The sequence below is a fragment of the Corallococcus praedator genome (assembly GCF_003612125.1).
GTDB classification, from domain to species: Bacteria; Myxococcota; Myxococcia; order Myxococcales; family Myxococcaceae; genus Corallococcus; species Corallococcus praedator.
The window spans coordinates 1-15808 of the sequence record NZ_RAWI01000219.1; the positions used below are offsets into that span (position 1 = coordinate 1).

Sequence of the window (15808 nt, forward strand, 5' to 3'; positions counted from 1 at the left end):
GGTGAAGCCGCTGGTGAAACCGCCGGTGGCCAGCGCGACGGAGAAGAAGCTGAGCGATGAGCCCACCAAGGCCCCTTCAATCGACGCCCTGGCTCAGGCGCGGGCAGCCCTCGCGAGTGGAAACGTGGACGAGGCAGTCCGCAAAGCGCAGCGCAGCATCAAGGAAGAAAGCAATCTGGCCGCCCAGCTGCTGCTGACCGAACTTCGCTGCAGGCAGAAGGACCTGGGCAACGCCCGCTCGGAGTGGGAGAAGCTTCCCAGGTCGCAGCAGCGCAAGGCCGAGAAGGTATGTCAGAAGTACGAAGTAGACCTGAGTCTGTGAGCTGGACCCGCCCACGCGCGTGAACACAGCCGTGTTCGTGCGTGGGATGAGGGGGAGGAATCGCGTGAGAGTCGTCGTCGCAATGGCAGCGCTTTGCGCCGTGCTGGGCACCCTGCCCGCCCGTGCCGCGGCGCCCGTCGAGGCTGGCAAGGTGTTCGTGGGCCCGCAGGGGGAGCTGGTGGCGGTCGTGCCGCTCACGCCCCGCGAGCAGAAGAAGTTCCTCGTGCGCATCCAGGGCACCGGCTCCGTGCTGGACGGCCTGGTGCTCCCGTACACGATCAAGGACTGGAGCAGCGTCGGCACGTCGCGGCTGAGCTACACCACCCAGTGGCACGGCCGGAACTACTCGCCGTTCACCCTGGTGGGGCCGCGCGCGGAGCTGCACTTCCCCGGAGGTCCCGGCAACGGCATCGCCGTCCAGTACGACGAGGCGCGCTCCCAGAAGCTCAAGCCGGAGGAGGTCTACGCGCAGCACCAGCAGCAGACCCAGAGCGGCCAGCTCGCGAAGCTGATGGCCTTCGACCGCAAGGCCGAGGAAGCCGTCCACGACACCAGCTACGCCGAAGCCCTCCAGCAGATGAACACCGCCTGCGCCACGACCGTGGCGGGCACCATCGACTGGGCCACCGTCACCGAGCCCCTGCTCAAGGACGCGAACATCACCCGCTTCTGCGCCTTCCCGCTCAGCGCGCTGAAGGCCATGTGCGCCACGTCCGAGGAAGCCCGCCGCACAGTGAAGGCCCGCCTCCAGCGGATCGACTGCCGCTTCGGCGCGGGCCTGGAGCCGGGCCTGCAAGGAGACCGCTTCGTGTGGACCACGAACCCGGAGGCCTCCAACCAGGAGAAGGCCGCCACCCGTTACTTCAAGAAGCACCTCTAGCCCCGCGCCCGCACACCATGAACCTTCAACGCGTCCTCACCGTCGCGGTGCTCCTCGGTTCGAGCACCTCCGTCGCCGTCGAACCGCCCTGGGGCAAGGCGGAGAACCTGGGGCAGCGCATGCTCCTGGAAGCCACCTCCGTCTGCACCGACGGCAAGGGCCACTACGTCGTCGCCGTCCCCCGCGAGGAGACGGAAGACCTGGAGGAGCGGCTCTTCTACGGCGACGGCAAGGAGCTGCTCGTCGTGCCGCGTCCCCCGGGCTTCCTGCCCGGCACGCTGTTCATGGACCCGCGCTTCTTCAACCGCAACGGCACCCCGGACTACCAGGGCACGGACTTGCGCGTGCACTCGGAGGTGTCCGTGGACGCGAAGGAGCGCACCTGTTCGCTGCGCTGTGGCGAGCGCAAGGTATCCCTGGAGATGCTGCCCGGCACGGCGGCGCGCGAGCTGCTGCGCAAGGCCGCGTACGCACCCAACCCGCAGAAGTACGTCCCGCACGCGCTGCTGCGCGACTCGAACGGCACGTACTACTACGTGGACAAGGGCTTCACCGCCGAGGAGTCACGCAACTTCCGGGTGTTCATCGGGCCGCGCGGCGACCTGAAGCCGCAGAAGATGACCAACGTGGTGGCGGACTCGGAGGGGGAGATCTTCACCACGAAGAAGGGCCAGCTGCGGCTCGTCATCGACCGCGCGCAGACGCCTGTGTGGATTGAAAACCCGCGCAAGGAGGTCACCCTGCGCAACGTGCCCGTGGAGCAGAACCTGCCGCTCATCTACAACGAGCTGGGCGTCTACACGGGCATCCGGCTGGGCACACCCTGCGACGACCAGTAGCGCCCACGCCTCAGACGCGCACCAGCACCGCCATCTGGTGCGCGCCGATGCCCAGGCCCACCATCACCAGGTACTTCGTGCGCAGCCGGTGGTGGAACCGCGCCAGCGTCACCGGGATGGACGCGTGCACCATGTTCCCGAAGTCCTCGAACGTGTCCACGTACTCGCGCGGACGGATGGCCTGGGCCCAGTGGTCCATCAGCTTGCGCGTCGCCTGATGCGAGATGAGCGTCACGTCGTCGCGTGACACGCCGTTCTTCGCCAGCAGTCGCTCCACCAGCCGGGGCGGTCCGTTCATCCCCGACGACAGGAACGCCTTGATGCCGCCCGTGGGCGCCAGGCCATAGGTGGGGTAGCCGAGCCCCGACTCCGGACGCGCGCCCATCGTCATCGCGCCGTATTCGTCGCTGAAGGTGTCCGCCGCCCAGTCCACCAGCGTGAGCCCGCCTCCGGGCTCCGAGTGCCCCACCACCGCGGCCCCGGCGCCATCCCCGATGCCGATGGCGTGGCCCTGCGTGTAGTCCATGTTGCGCGTCCAGGCCGCGCCCACCGCCACCAGCGCGTACCGGATGGAGCCCGCGCGCAGCGCCTCCCACGCGAGCACCACGCCCATGAGGAAGTTGACGAAGTCCGCCTGCACCGGCACCACCAGCGCCCCCTGCCCCAGCCCCAATTCCTGGTGCACGGCGTAGAGCGCGTTGGGCGTGATGAACTCGGACACGGACACGTAGCCGTAGAGCCGGTCCACGTCCGAGGCCTTCAGCCCCGCGACCGAGAGCGCGGCCGCTCCCGCCTTCGCGGTGAGCGACGAGAGCGACTCCTCGGGCCCGAGCACCCGGCGCTCGCGGTTGCCGTAGAAGAGCGCGACCTCGCCGCCCCCTTCCGCGGCGGCACGGCGCAGCGGCTCGAAGAGCGGCTCATCGTTGCCGCGCACCCGGGCGGGCAGCGCGGCCCCCGCGCCCAGGAGCGCGAACGAAGCGGACGTCATGCGCTGCTACTTCCCGTCGGACGCCACCGCGGCGAAGCGGTCGCCGTACGGCGGCACCTCGCGGTAGTCGATGTGCGCGACGATGACCTGCGGCTGGCCCGACGCGTCCGCGCGGCGCAGCACCTCCGGCAGCATCGCGTCCAGCTGGCCGGGGCCGTCCACCGTGTAGACCTTCGCGCCCAGCGACTCCGCGAAGCGCTCCAGGTCCGGGTTGCCCAGGCTGTAGAACTCGTCCTCCAGCGGGTAGTCCCGGTCCTGCATGTGCTCGGCGTGGTTCACCATGCCCAGCGCGTTGTCGTTGAGGACGATGGTCACCGTGCCCACGCGGTAGCGCGAGGCCGTGAGCACCTCCACGCCGTTCATCAGGAACGCGCCGTCACCGACGACGGACACCGCCGCGCGCTCCGGCCGGCCAATCTTCCCGCCCACCACCGCGCCGCAGGACCAGCCCATCGACGTCAGACCCGTCGGGTAGAAGATCCGCGCCGGAGGAGACACATGCAGCAGGTGGGACGTCCAGCCCGTGCAGTTGCCGATGTCGATGTAGAGGTCCATCTCCGGGCTGAGGTGCCGGTCCAGCTCCGCCAGCAGCTGCTGCGGCTTGACCATGCCCTGCACCTGGGGCGCGCTCACGGCGGGCGCCGGCTCGTGCAGCGCCATCACCTGCGCCCAACGCTCCTGCACCCGCGCGCCGCTGGAGGGGCCAATCATCTGCCCCAGCTCCGCCAGCCCCGTCACCACCGAGCCCGCGTCCGCCACGATGGGCAGCCGCACCGGCAGCAGCTGGCCGATGTTCGCCGCCTCCACGTCCACCTGGATGACGTGGTGGATGGACTGGAAGTACTTGTGGAAGCTGCGGCTGGCCCACTCACCCAGGCGGCTGCCCAGCACCAGGAGCACGTCCACGCCTTCGCGCAGGTACGCCTCCACGCGCTTGCTGCCACCCAGGCCCACGACGCCCAGGCACAGGGACTCGCGCTCGGAGAACAGCCCCTTGCCGCGCAGGCTCGTGGTCACCGGGATGCCGTGCTGGGTGACGAACGCGTTGAACGCGTCGCCGTGCTCCTCCATCGCCGAGCGCGCCCCGGCGCCCAGGAGGATGAGCGGACGGCGCGCGGTGCGCAGCATGGAGAAGGCGGCGCGCAGGTCCTCGAAGGGCGCCGCGGCCGGACGCGCGCGGAAGGCCCCGCGCGTGGTGGGCACCGTGGCGCGCTGGATGGGCTGGCGCGCCACGTTGGTGGGGATGCTCAGGTGCGTGGCGCCGCCGGGCAGACCCTGCGAGGTGCGCATCGCACGCTGCAGCAGGCGCGGCAGGCTCTGCGCGTCCACGACGGCGGCGGAGCTGGAGCAGGCCTGACGGAACATCTCCACCGTGTTCACGCCGTGCGTGCTGTTGCTCTCCTGCATCGCGAACAGACCGATGCGCTCCGTGGACACGTTGCCGCTGATGGTGAGCAGGGGCACGCCGTCCAGGTGCGCGGACGCCACGCCCGTCATCGCGTTGGTCGCGCCAGGGCCCGCCGTCACCATGCACACGCCCAGCTTGCCCGTGGCGCGCGCGTAGCCGTCCGCCATGAACGCCGCGCCACCCTCGTGCGCGGTGATGATGAAGCGCATGGAGCCGTGCTTGCGCAGCGCCTGCTGGAACGGGGCCAGGTTGCCGCCAGGGATGCCGAACACCGCATCCACCTCCTCGGCCTCCAGGTGCGCCAGGACGCAGTCGGCGACGGTCAGGTCCTCCACCGTCTTGAAGCCGCGGGCATTCGCATCCCCGTACATCGGGATGGGGTCACCGTGGCGCGCCTGCAGCCCGTCCACCGGCTCCGGTGACGGCGTGTCTTGACGGAGCACGTTGAGGGGCAGCTCCGACCGCAGCGCGGACGACGCGGTGAGCTGCAACTCAGCAAGCGAGGAGGTCGACATCGAAAGGCGTCTCCAAGGCCCCGGGTCCCATCCGACTCGAAATTCCACTTCGAGTCGCTGTCACCGAGTCGGGGAAACCCCCGGTGCACGCACAGTCTTGCGGGATTGCTGCAAAGATGCACCTACCTTCTAGCCGAGCAGTTGAGCAGTGTGAAGTAATTTTTCGTGGAAAGTTCGCTTGAGGCTGGATTCTCACACTTCGAGACACGTTGCCCTGTCCAACCCCGGACGTCTTACAGTTTTCACTTGGAGAACAGCTTTCGCGCGCGCGTACGGAAGTGTGCCGCGTCTGGATCCACGAACGCATGGGTTGCGCTAGGCTCCAGGGGCGCACGCGCCCTCGCTATTACAGAGGGGCACACGCGTCCGACGAATCCAACGTGGGGGTTGTCATGATCGAGAATCTGCGGACGGAGTACGGCTTCCGGATCAATGCACCTGGCTACATCCTGCTTCCCGAGATCACGGCCTGGTTCAACGACCTGCGCACGAAGGTCGCGGTGAAGAAGGGGCGTCCCTTCGGGCTGATGGTGGACATCCGCAGCCAGCGGGCGAATCCGCCCGAAACCCAGGACGTCATCAAGCAGGCGATGGTCTGGCTGAAGCAGAACGGCATGGTGCGCTCGTCGGTGGTGCTCGACAGCACCGTGGCGCGCCTGATGATGGTGCGCATGTCGAAGCAGAGCGGCGTGTACGAGTGGGAGCGCTACATCGACGCGTCGAAGGATCCGGACTGGGAGCACAAGGCGATTGACTGGATCGTGAACGCGGTCGAGCCGTCGAAGGAAGAGGACGCAGCGGCCTGAAGTTGACCCAACCCCCAGGGTGATGGCGGTGCTGGCCCGGTCGGCCCACCGCCTCCCCTCACGGGTTGGGGCTTGTTTCTCCCTGATTCCAAAAAGCCCCCCCCAATGAACCCCGGGTCCCAGCGGACGCCGCGCTGGCTGCGGCGTTGCCTCATCGTCGTCCTGGGGCTCGTGTGCGTGCATTGCGCTTCCACGGAGCGTCCGCGTGAGGCCTCGCGCCCACGGGCCGCCGAGGCCGTGTCGCAGTCCCCTGCCCTTCCCCGGCGCGTGTTGCGGGTGCGCGTGTACGCGGACGCGGATCACCGCGCGCAGGTGCTTCATTGGGAGCGCGCCTTCGCGGCCGGGCTCCAGCGCGCGAGCGAGGCGGTGCGTGAGCCGCTGCGGGTGACGTTCGAGCTGGAATCCGCGCGGGCGTGGGACCGGCGAGGCTCCGAGGGTCCGCTGGAGCCCATGCTCGGTGCGCTGGAGGCGTTGGACGCGGGCGAGGACGTGGACCTCGTCGTCGGATTGGTGTCCGCGCCGCCGGCCTTCAGTGAGTCGCAGCATGAGCTGGGCTTCGCGCGCGTGCTGGGACGTCACTGCGTGCTGCGGGCCCTCAATGCCACCGTGCAGGGGGAGGCGCGTCGGCACCTGGAGGTTTCGGCCCTGTTGCATGAGTGGGCCCATACGTTGGGTGCGCTTCACGTGCGCGAGCCGCGCGGGTGGATGTCATCGAAGTACGGCGCGGCCTGGACGGGCTTCGATGCCCGGACGCTCGCGCTGCTCGACGCGGGCTTGCGCCACCTGCCCCGGGCCCGCGTGGAGCTGGAACCGCAGCGAGCGTGGGCGCGCGAGCTGAAGACGGTGTTGGACACCCTGCGCGGACCGGCCTGGGAAGGGCCAGAGCGCGACTTCCTCCTCGCGTGGACCGAACGGGTCCGCTCGGCCAGCGTGGTGCTGGGGCCGGAGGGCACGCCGCGCGCATTGACGCCGGAGGAACGCCAGCGACTCGCGGAGGTCATCGAGCAGGAGAAGGCAGGCAGGCCGGAGGTGGCCGCCGAGGCCCTGGAGCCGCTGGCCGTGCGGCATCCCCAGGATGAACGCGTGCAGTTGCTGGCGTGCTACCTCGCCGTGCACCTCACGCCGGCACTGGCCGCCACACAGGAGCGCTGTGAGCGAGCCATCGCGCGGTTTCCCGGGGAGCCGTCGCTGCGCATGAACGTCGCGCTGCTCCACCTGCACGCGGGCCGGTTCGACGCGGCCCAGGACAGCCTGCTGGCGGCCCGGCGGAACCTGGAGGCCCGCGCCGACTCGGAGCCCGCGCTGTGGGCGGATCTGGCGGGGCTCTTCCTGCGCGCCCACTGCCTGACGTGGGCGGAAGAGGCCGCGGCCCGGGCGCCGGGATTGGCCGCTTCGGCCACGGTGCTCGAACAGGCGACCCGGATGCGACGACAGGTGGCGCTGCCCGCGCGACCCGACGCGAGCACCGGAACGCGCACACCTTCCGCGTCCATGCCCCAGATGGAGCCCGCGCGTGAAGGCGCCCTGGTGCGAGAGGTCTTCGACATCGAGGCCCTGCTGCACGCAGGCTCATCCGGACCCGCGCGGGAGCGCATCACCGCGCTCGCCCAGGCGTTTCCACAGAGCCCTTCCGTCGCGCTGGTGCAGTGCGAGCTGCACCTGCTCAAGGGACGCCTCGCGCCCGCGCGCGCTGCCTGTGAGCGCGTGCTCGCCGCGCGGGAGGACGCCGTGCAGGCCCACCTGCTGCTCGGCGTGCTGGCGACGAACACCCGGGCACACGCCAGGGCACGGGCGCACCTGGAGCGGGTCATCGCCCTGGAGCCTTCACGCACCGAAGCCTGGCACCTGCTCGCCCGCGAATACCGGGGCACGAAGCAGCTTGGCGCCCTCAAGGTCCGCTACCGGGAGCAGTTCGCGCGCGACCTGCCGTGAATCGCGCCCCTACTTCGCGACGGCTTCGCGCCACTCCGTCTCGAGCATCGACAGCATGATCATGTCGACGAACCCATCCCCCGCACCGGAGGGCCGGTAGCCTCGCAACACGCCTTCCTGACGGAAGCCCCCGCGCGTCAGCACCCGCAACGAGGCCGGATTCTCCACCGACACCAGGGCCTCCATGCGGTGCAGGCCCATCTGCTCGAAGCCGAAGCGCACCAGGCCGGGGAGGATGGCCTTCATCACGCCCTGCCCCCACAGCTTGCGCGCCACCATGTAGCCCACCTCCGCGCGCCGGTCCTTCACGCTCCAGTTGAAGAGCGTCAGGTAGCCCAGCGCCGACGTGTCCTCCTGGGAAGACAGCACCCAGCGGAAGCTCTCCCCCCGGCGCATCACCTCCAGGTCGACCGCCAGCTTCGTGCGGATGGTTTCCGGACGCACGGGCACCGCGAAGTTGAGGCTCCGCGCGACCTCCTCGTCCGAGTACAGCGAGATGATCCCATCCGCGTCCGCCATCGAGAGCGGGCGCAGCAGGAAGGGCGCGGGGACTTCGGGCAGCGACAGCGTGGCGGAGGAAGAGGACATGCGTGAATCACCCGTACGGAGAAGACCGCGGCACGCTACCGGTCGAGGACGGGGACCGCCATCCCATCCCGTCCCCTACTCCGTGCGCATCGCCTCCACCGGGTCCAGCTTCGCCGCGCGGGACGCCGGGTAGATGCCGAACAGCAGCCCCACCCCGCAACTCATGCCCAGGGACAGCGCCACGGCCCACGCGGGCACGTTCATGGGGAACAGCAGCACCCACTTGCCCAGGAACACGAACCCGAAGCCCAGCCCCACGCCCAGCAGCCCGCCAAAGAGCGACAGCAGCACCGCCTCCGTGGCGAACTGGCCCAGGATGCGGCGGCGACGCGCGCCCAGCGCCTTGCGGATGCCAATCTCCCGCGTCCGCTCCGTCACCGACATCAGCATGATGTTCAGGATGCCGATGCCGCCCACCACCAGCGACAGCAGGCACACGCCCACGCCCGCCAGCGCGATGACCTGCGAGAGCTCGTTGAAGGACGCCGTCATCGACTCGTTGGTGTGCACCTCGAAGTCGTTGGCCTCCTGGGGCGTCAGCTCGCGGCGGCGGCGCAGCAGGTTCACCACCTCGTCCTGCGCCTTCTGGAACACCGCGCCGTCACGCGCCTGGATGTCGATCTCCACCGAGCGGTGCTTGCCGTAGAGCTGCTGGAAGCTGCGCATCGGGATGGCCACCTGGTTGTCCTGGCTGGCCATGCCCATGACGCTGCCGCGCTTCTGCAACACGCCAATCACGCGGTAGGGCCGGCCCTTCAACCGCACGTCGGAGCCCACCGGATCCGTGCCCGGGAACAGCGCGTCCGCCACGTCCACGCCAATGACCATCACCGGGCGGCCGTCCAGCGACTCCGTCTCGTTGAAGAAGCGACCGTTGGTGACGGTGACGCCGCTGGTCGCCAGGTACGTGGGCTCCGTGCCCAGGATGCTCACCGACGGGTGCGTCTCACGGAAGGCCGTCGCCAGCTTCTTGCCCCACTCCATGTCGGTGGGCGTGGCCGCGCCCACGGAGGGACACGCCTCCAGGATGGCCTTCACGTCCTCGCCGTAGATGTCCTTGCGCTTGGCGTACTTCGCCCAGTTGATGCGGCCGAAGCCCGTGGGCCACTTCGTCACCTCGAAGGTGTGCGCGCCCAGGCTGCCCAGGTTCTTGTTCACCTGTTCGCGCAGCCCTTCGATGAGCGCCATCATCGTGATGACCGTGGCCACGCCGATGACGATGCCCAGCAGCGTGAGCAGTGAGCGCAGCGGGTTGCCCAGGAACGTGCCCAGCGCCAGCCGCAGGTTGTCCAGGAACGCGCGCATCGCCTATTCGTAGCGGAGCGCTTCCACCGGGTCCAGCCGCGCGGCCCGCGCGGCCGGCCAGATGCCGAACAGCAGGCCCACCAGCGCCGCGAACGCCACCCCGCCCAGCACCGTGCTCGGCCGCACGTCCGCCGCCAGCGGTGTCACCAGCGACACGAGCTTCGCCGTCCCCAGCCCCACCGTCGTGCCCAGGAGGCCTCCCACCGCGGACACGCTGGACGCCTCCATCAGGAACTGGATGACGATGGTGCGCTGCCGCGCCCCCAGCGCCCGCCGGACGCCGATCTCCCGCGTCCGCTCGCGCACCGACACCAGCATGATGTTCATGATGCCGATACCGCCTACCAGCAGGGTGATGAGCCCCACGCCGGTGGCCACCGCGTAGAGCGCCCCGGTGAGCTGCTCATAGGTTGCCGCGAGCGTGTCCGGCCGGTTGATGGAGAAGTCGTCCGGCACGCCCGGCGGCGTCGCGCGCACGCGCCGCAGGATGCCGACGAGCTGGTCCTCCGCCTTGTGGATCTGCCCCGCGTCCGCCACGGCGATGGCGATCTGCATGGGCCGCCCCTTGCCGAAGCTGGAGTTGAACGTCTTGAAGGGCATGTACACGGACAGGTCCATGTTCTCCGACACGACCTTGCCCTTGCGCCCCAGCGTGCCCACGACCTGGAAGGGCTTCCCGTCGATGCGGACCGTCTGCCCCAGCGGGCTGATGCTGGGAAAGAGCGTGGCCGCCACCTCCGCGCCGAGCACCGTCACCGGCCGGTTCACCTCTTCGTCCGCGCGGGTAAGGAAGCGGCCCGACACCACCTCATAGTTGCCGATGGTGAGGTAGTCGCTCCACACGCCGTTGACGCGCACGTTGGAGACCTGCTGCGCGCCGTGCGCCACGTCCGACGTGCGAATCACCGCCGGGGAGATGGCGGTGATGAAGTCCGCCTGCTGGCGCACCTGCGCCACCTGCTCCAGCGTGAGGTTCTTGCGGTTGCGGAACACCCACCAGTTGCCCTTGATCATCCAGGGGAACTTGGAGACGTAGATGGTGTTCGCGCCCAGCGTGGCCAGCTGCTTGTCGAACGACGTGTTGAGCCCCTGGATGATGCCGACGATGGCCAGCAGCGTCGCCACGCCGATGCCGATGCCCAGCGTCGTGAGCACCGTGCGCATCCGGTTCGCGCGGAGGGAGAACACCGCGATGCGGGCCCCCTCCAGCACATCCACCCGGAAGCCCTGGCTGAACTTCACGCGTGGCCCGCCTGGGGCAACACGCCCGTGCCACCCAGCGCGACCACCGGGCCGGGACCGTCCGCGATGATCTCACCGTCGCTCAGGCGGATGGCCCGGGGACAGCGCGCGGCCAGCTTGGGCTCGTGCGTGACGAGCACCAGCGTGTGGCCCGCCTGATGGAGCTGTTCGAAGAGCCTGACGATCTCCTCGCCGGTGGCCGAGTCCAGGTTGCCCGTGGGCTCGTCGGCCAGGAGCATGGACGGCTCCGACACCAGCGCCCGCGCGATGGCCACGCGCTGACGCTGACCGCCCGACAGCTCGTTGGGCCGGTGGTGCATGCGGTGCGTGAGCTGCACCTTGTCGAGCGCCGCCCTCGCCCGCTCCCGTCGCTCCTTCGCGGGCATGCCCCGGTACACGAGCGGCAGCTCCACGTTGGCGAGCGCCGTCTCCCGGGGCAGCAGTTGGAACGTCTGGAAGATGAAGCCGATCTCCACGTTGCGGATGACGGCCAGGTCGTCGTCGTCCATGCGCGACACGTCCTTGCCGTTGAGCATGTAACGACCGCTGGTGGGCGTATCCAGGCAGCCCAGCACGTTCATCAGCGTGCTCTTGCCGGAGCCCGACTGGCCGATGATGGCCACCCATTCGCCCCGGTTGATGCCGAAGGTCACGCCGCGCAGCGCGCGCACCTCCTCGCCACCCACGAAGAAGGCGCGCGTGAGCGCCTCCACGAGGATGAGGGGGCCGCTGCCCGGAGCATTGGGGGTCGTCACGACTTGCGCCCGCCCTTCCCGTCGCCAGCGGGCACTTCCGGTTCACGCACCGCGTCCCCGTTCGCCAGCTCCTTGGACAGCGTGCGGTAGGGGCCTTCCACCACGCGGTCCCCCACCTGGAGTCCCTCCAGGACCTCCAGCTCCGTGTCGGAGGCGATGCCGGTGCGCACGCGGCGCACCTGGGCCTTGTTCTCCCCGTCCACCACGAAGACGACCTTGGCCAGGGTCTCCGTGCGGCGCTTGGCGGTGAGCCCGCCGCCCTCCACCGGAGGCTGGTAGTCTGGCAGCGAGCGCTCGGAGCGCACCGTGACGGCCTGGATGGGCACGAGCACCGCGTCCTCGTGCGTCTCCGCGCTGATGCGCGCCTCGGCGCTCATGCCGGGCAGCACGCCGGGAGGCCGCGCGTCCAGGGCGACGGTGATGGGGAAGCTGGTCACCTCCGCCTCCGTGCCCGGGTTCTTGATGAGCGCCTTCTGGGCGATCTCCACCACGGTGCCGTTGAAGGACTGGCCCTCCAGCGCGTCCAGCGTCACCTCCGCGGGCTGGCCGTACTTCAGGTGCACCACCTCGTGCTCACCCACCTCGAACTTCACCTCCATCTGGTTGAGCGCGGCGATGGTCATCACCACATCCTCGGAGAAGTCGGAGCCACGCACGCGCTCACCCACCTCGCGCGACAGCTCGATGACGTTGCCGTCGATGGGCGACAGCAGCGTGGTGCGCGACAGGTCCGTGGCGGCCTGGTCCAGCACTGCGCTGCTCTGGGCCACGCGCTGCTTGGCGGCGGTGAGGCGCGCCTGGGCGGTGTCCACCTGCGCCTGGCTGATCTCCACCTCCGACGTGGAAGCGAGCCCCTTGTCCGCGAGCCCCTTCACGCGGGCGAGCTCCGCGCTCTGCCGCGCGACGTCCACTTCCGACACCTGCACCTCCGAGCGGGCCGCGTCCTTGGAGGCCGTGGCCTGCTTCACGGCCGCCTCGTAGTAGCGCTTGTCGATGCGCCCCAGGACCTGCCCCTTGGTGACGGGGTCGCCGTCCTTCACCTGCAGGGCCACGAGGTCCCCGGACAGGTTGGAGGAGATCTTCACCGTGGTGGCCGCCTGCACCTTGCCCGCGCCCGTGATGGTGCGGGTGATGGTGCCCTTGCGGGCCTTGGCCACCTGGACTTCCTGCGTCGGGGGCGGCCGATCACGCAGACCGCCCACGGTGATGGCCGCCGCGCCGAGCAACAGCGCGCCGGCGATTGCCGCCTTCCACCACGTCATTGTGAGTCTCCCGGGTTCAGCGTGCCCGTGGCCCGAATCAGGGCATAGCGGGCGATTTCGACATCGATGCGGCTCTGGAGCAAGACCAGCTCCGATTGCGTCAGTTTCAGCTGCGCGTCACGGACTTCCAGCGTGGAGCCGGCCCCGGCGCGGAAGCGCTCCTCCGCCAGCAGCAGGCCCTGGGCGGCGGCCGCGCGGTTGGTGGTCGCGAGCTTCGAGGAGGCGATCTGCCCGTCCAGCACCTGGTGCGCCCGGCGCACCTCCGCCTCCAGCTCCCGCGCCGTCTGGGCGAACGTCAGCTCCGCCTTGCGGATGTTGGCCTGGGCCCGCGCGGACTGGGCGTCGGTGACGAAACCGTTGAACAGGTCCCACGTCAGGGTGATGCCGCCGTTGAAGGTGTTGCCGAGGCGCGCCTCGCTGAAGAACGGCCCCAGGTCCTGGCTGGTGTGCGCGTACTGGGCGGACAGGCCCACCCGGGGGATGTAGTCACCCTGGACGATGGCGCGCTGGAGCTCCGCCACGCGCACGCGCTGGACAAGGGCGCGCAAGAGGGCGCGGTGTTCGCGGGCCTGCTTGAGGGAGTCCTCCAGCGGGGGCGCGGGCGCCGGCTCCGTCTGGAACACACCGGGGTCCACGGCCTGGAGGAGTTCGGTGCCGGGGCGGGCCAGCCACACGGCCAGCTGCACCTGGTCCGCCACGAGCTGGTTCTGGCGCTGCACGACGTTGATGCGGTCGTTGCCCAGGTTGACCTCCGCGGCGATCTCCTCTGTCTTGCCCACGCGGCCCGCCAGGAACAGGGCGCGCGCGCGCTCCAGTTGCTCCTCGCTGCGCGTCGCGGTGGCCTTGAGCACCTCCAGGTTCGCCTGCGACAGGTAGAGCGAGAAGAAGCGGCGGATGGCCTCCAGCTCGGAGGTGTCCGCTTCCTCGATGGACTGGTTCTGGACGGCGTCCACGTTGACGCCCGCCTGCTCCAACTGCTTCCAGAGGCCGCGGTTGAAGATGACCTGCGACAGGCCCAGCGACGCGAAGTAGCTGTCGGCGGTGTTGGAGCTGCTCTCCACCTCGCGCGTGAGGACCTCCGTATCGGAGATGGGGATGGTCACCACCTGCCGGCGCCGGCCCAGGTAGTTGAGGCTGGGACCCACGTTGAACTGCACCTGGGGCAGCAGGCTGGAACGGGCGACGCGCTCATCCTGTTGCGCCACGGCCACGTCCAACTGCGCCTGCAGGGCCTGGGTGTTCTTGCGGCCCAGGGCGCGCGTCTCTTCCAGCGTGATGGGCGTGGCGGCGAGCAGCGCCGTGACGACGAGGAGCGCGTTCACTTGCCACCGCCCGCGGGAAGACCGATGAAGAAGATACCGGCGTACATGACGTAGAGCACCAGCGCGAGCACCAGCGACCGACCCAGCCGCATCCCGGTGGCGGTGGAGAAACCCACGCCCAGCAGGCCCACGCTCCAGAGGTTGAAGAAGTCCACCCCGCGCAGCACCCGCTCCATCTTCGGCGTCAGGCCACCGAGCAGGGAGAGGTTGGACGGCACGAGCCGGGCGGCGCGCAAATCCGTGAGGGAGTACTGGAAGCTCGCGCACACCGCGTAGATGAGGTGGTAGAGCGCGATGGGCAGCAGGGCCACCGCGGCCGCCGCCATCAACTGGCCGAAGGACGCGGGCCGGTTGAAGAGCCAGGCGCACACCCACAGGATGCACGCGAGCAGCAACACCGACAGGGGCATCACGATCAGGCCCTTGGCGATGCCGCCCACCAGCGCCTTGCGCGAGGCGGTCTGGATCTGCTCGGCGATGTCGGACTCGGACACCGCGGGCGCGCCCACCTCCGTCGGGAGGGCGCCCACGATGGACGCGGTGGCGTCCCAGCGCAGCGCGTACGCGACACCGGACGCGGCGACGCACAGGGCGAGGAGGATGAGGGGCCACAGCCAGCGGCGGCCTTCGACGGCGGAGCGCGTGCCCTCGAGGGGATCCACGAAGACGCGCGCCGGTTGTACAAGGGAGGTCATAGGGATGGGGTCTCTGGGCGGATTACGCAGCCCTCCCGGAGTGATTGCCCGGTCCCTTGAATTGAGTCGGGAAACGGGCAGGCAGCCAATCGAATTCCGTCAGCGGGCCAAGGTTCTACCGCGCCTTGCATCCATCCTGTAGCGGTCTGTAGCCTAAATTTTGCGGCGGGGGCCCGGACGGTGTATTCCGCTCGGCTGCACGCTTGCCGGAGCATGAATGGTCGACAGCACGGATCTCGCCCAGGTTCTTCATGAGGCGCAGGACATCGCTCGCAGCGTCGCCCAGAAGCCCACGTCGGCCCACGTGCTGCTCGCGCTCTTCACGGTGGAGAACCGCGCCCAGCTCCTCTTGAAGGAGAAGGGGGTGGACGAGGACGCGCTGCTGCAGCTCATCACGGAGGCGCCCGCGGAGACGGGCAGCGTCGTGAACGAGCTGACCACGCGCGCGCGGGAGCTGGCCAGCAACTCGCGCTCGGGCGAGGCGGACTGCCTGCACCTGCTCATCGCCATCATCCGCAAGCGCTGCGCGGCGTCGGACCTGCTGGCGCGCACGGGCATCGACCTCATCTCCCTGTCGAACACGGCGCTGTCCTATTCCACGAGCGGAGGCCCGCCGCGCCGGCTCCAGCCCGGCTATGGCCAGGCGGTGACCACCCGCGCGCCGGTGAGCCGCCCGGTGGGCGCGCCTCCCTCGCCCCTGCCCTTCTCCACCCTGGCCCTGAGCGTGCCGCGCCCGGCCCCGGTGATGACGCCCCCTGTCACGGTGCCGCCGCCGGCCCCGCGCATGACGCCCGCGCTGTCGCCGCGCGACCTCATCGACGTGGACGAGGACGACTCCGCGCTGAACACCCAGGCCGAGCCGGCCGTCCCGCCGATGCCGCGCATGGCGCCGCCCGCCCCCGTGGCCCCGCCGGTCGCCCGGGCGACCGGCGGGGCCACGGGGGCGGGC

13 protein-coding genes and 2 pseudogenes are annotated in these 15808 nt (G+C 69.8%); 6 read left to right on the forward strand and 9 right to left on the reverse strand.

Going from position 1 to position 15808, the window contains the following annotated elements; translation table 11 throughout:
* The 3 genes and pseudogenes from D7Y13_RS45825 to D7Y13_RS25205 all read left to right on the forward strand — a co-directional run.
* Nucleotides 1-322 (forward strand): annotated as a pseudogene (locus D7Y13_RS45825) (hypothetical protein); the annotation flags it as partial.
* An 82-nt stretch (nt 323-404) separates the two neighbouring features.
* A complete protein-coding gene (locus D7Y13_RS25200) occupies nt 405-1202 on the forward strand; it encodes a hypothetical protein (protein WP_233595834.1) in 798 nt (265 codons plus the stop codon).
* Nucleotides 1203-1219: 17 nt separating this feature from the next.
* Nucleotides 1220-2041 carry a hypothetical protein gene (locus tag D7Y13_RS25205; protein ID WP_120585200.1) on the forward strand — a complete coding sequence of 274 codons (822 nt, stop codon included), beginning with the start codon at nt 1220-1222 and terminating at the stop codon, nt 2039-2041.
* A gap of 10 nt (nt 2042-2051) precedes the next feature.
* Here the strand turns inward: D7Y13_RS25205 and D7Y13_RS25210 are convergent, their stop codons facing one another.
* Nucleotides 2052-3029, reverse strand: coding sequence for a 3-oxoacyl-ACP synthase III family protein (locus D7Y13_RS25210; protein ID WP_120535876.1), 978 nt, complete (start codon nt 3027-3029; stop codon nt 2052-2054).
* Between the two features lie 6 nt (nt 3030-3035).
* On the reverse strand, nt 3036-4952 hold the full coding sequence (locus D7Y13_RS25215) for a thiamine pyrophosphate-binding protein (protein ID WP_120585201.1): 1917 nt from the start codon (nt 4950-4952) through the stop codon (nt 3036-3038).
* Nucleotides 4953-5344: 392 nt separating this feature from the next.
* Here D7Y13_RS25215 and D7Y13_RS25220 point away from each other — a divergent pair, with 392 nt between their 5' ends.
* Nucleotides 5345-5758 carry a hypothetical protein gene (locus D7Y13_RS25220; RefSeq protein WP_120535874.1) on the forward strand — a complete coding sequence of 138 codons (414 nt, stop codon included), beginning with the start codon at nt 5345-5347 and terminating at the stop codon, nt 5756-5758.
* A gap of 105 nt (nt 5759-5863) precedes the next feature.
* Nucleotides 5864-7690 carry a tetratricopeptide repeat protein gene (locus D7Y13_RS25225; RefSeq protein ID WP_120585202.1) on the forward strand — a complete coding sequence of 609 codons (1827 nt, stop codon included), beginning with the start codon at nt 5864-5866 and terminating at the stop codon, nt 7688-7690.
* Between the two features lie 9 nt (nt 7691-7699).
* Here D7Y13_RS25225 and D7Y13_RS25230 read toward each other — a convergent pair whose 3' ends face one another.
* The 7 genes from D7Y13_RS25230 to D7Y13_RS25260 all read right to left on the reverse strand — a co-directional run bounded on the left by D7Y13_RS25230 (nt 7700) and on the right by D7Y13_RS25260 (nt 14826).
* Nucleotides 7700-8278 carry a GNAT family N-acetyltransferase gene (locus D7Y13_RS25230; protein ID WP_120585203.1) on the reverse strand — a complete coding sequence of 193 codons (579 nt, stop codon included), beginning with the start codon at nt 8276-8278 and terminating at the stop codon, nt 7700-7702.
* Between the two features lie 75 nt (nt 8279-8353).
* The gene (locus tag D7Y13_RS25235; protein WP_120585204.1) at nt 8354-9583 is read right to left on the reverse strand and encodes an ABC transporter permease; all 1230 of its coding nucleotides are present in this window, start codon (nt 9581-9583) and stop codon (nt 8354-8356) included.
* 3 nt (nt 9584-9586) lie between these two features.
* A complete protein-coding gene (locus tag D7Y13_RS25240; RefSeq protein WP_120535880.1) occupies nt 9587-10747 on the reverse strand; it encodes an ABC transporter permease in 1161 nt (386 codons plus the stop codon).
* A gap of 74 nt (nt 10748-10821) precedes the next feature.
* Nucleotides 10822-11580, reverse strand: coding sequence for an ABC transporter ATP-binding protein (locus D7Y13_RS25245; protein ID WP_120535870.1), 759 nt, complete (start codon nt 11578-11580; stop codon nt 10822-10824).
* Nucleotides 11577-12842 carry an efflux RND transporter periplasmic adaptor subunit gene (locus tag D7Y13_RS25250; protein ID WP_120535869.1) on the reverse strand — a complete coding sequence of 422 codons (1266 nt, stop codon included), beginning with the start codon at nt 12840-12842 and terminating at the stop codon, nt 11577-11579. Before D7Y13_RS25250 ends, D7Y13_RS25245 begins: the two co-directional genes overlap by 4 nt.
* The gene (locus D7Y13_RS25255; RefSeq protein WP_120535868.1) at nt 12839-14164 is read right to left on the reverse strand and encodes a TolC family protein; all 1326 of its coding nucleotides are present in this window, start codon (nt 14162-14164) and stop codon (nt 12839-12841) included. The genes D7Y13_RS25250 and D7Y13_RS25255 overlap by 4 nt, the downstream gene beginning before the upstream one ends.
* Nucleotides 14161-14826 carry a YIP1 family protein gene (locus tag D7Y13_RS25260; RefSeq protein ID WP_341870440.1) on the reverse strand — a complete coding sequence of 222 codons (666 nt, stop codon included), beginning with the start codon at nt 14824-14826 and terminating at the stop codon, nt 14161-14163. Before D7Y13_RS25260 ends, D7Y13_RS25255 begins: the two co-directional genes overlap by 4 nt.
* A 250-nt stretch (nt 14827-15076) precedes the next feature.
* Between D7Y13_RS25260 and D7Y13_RS25265 the strand changes: the two are divergent.
* Nucleotides 15077-15808 (forward strand): annotated as a pseudogene (locus D7Y13_RS25265) (Clp protease N-terminal domain-containing protein); the annotation flags it as partial.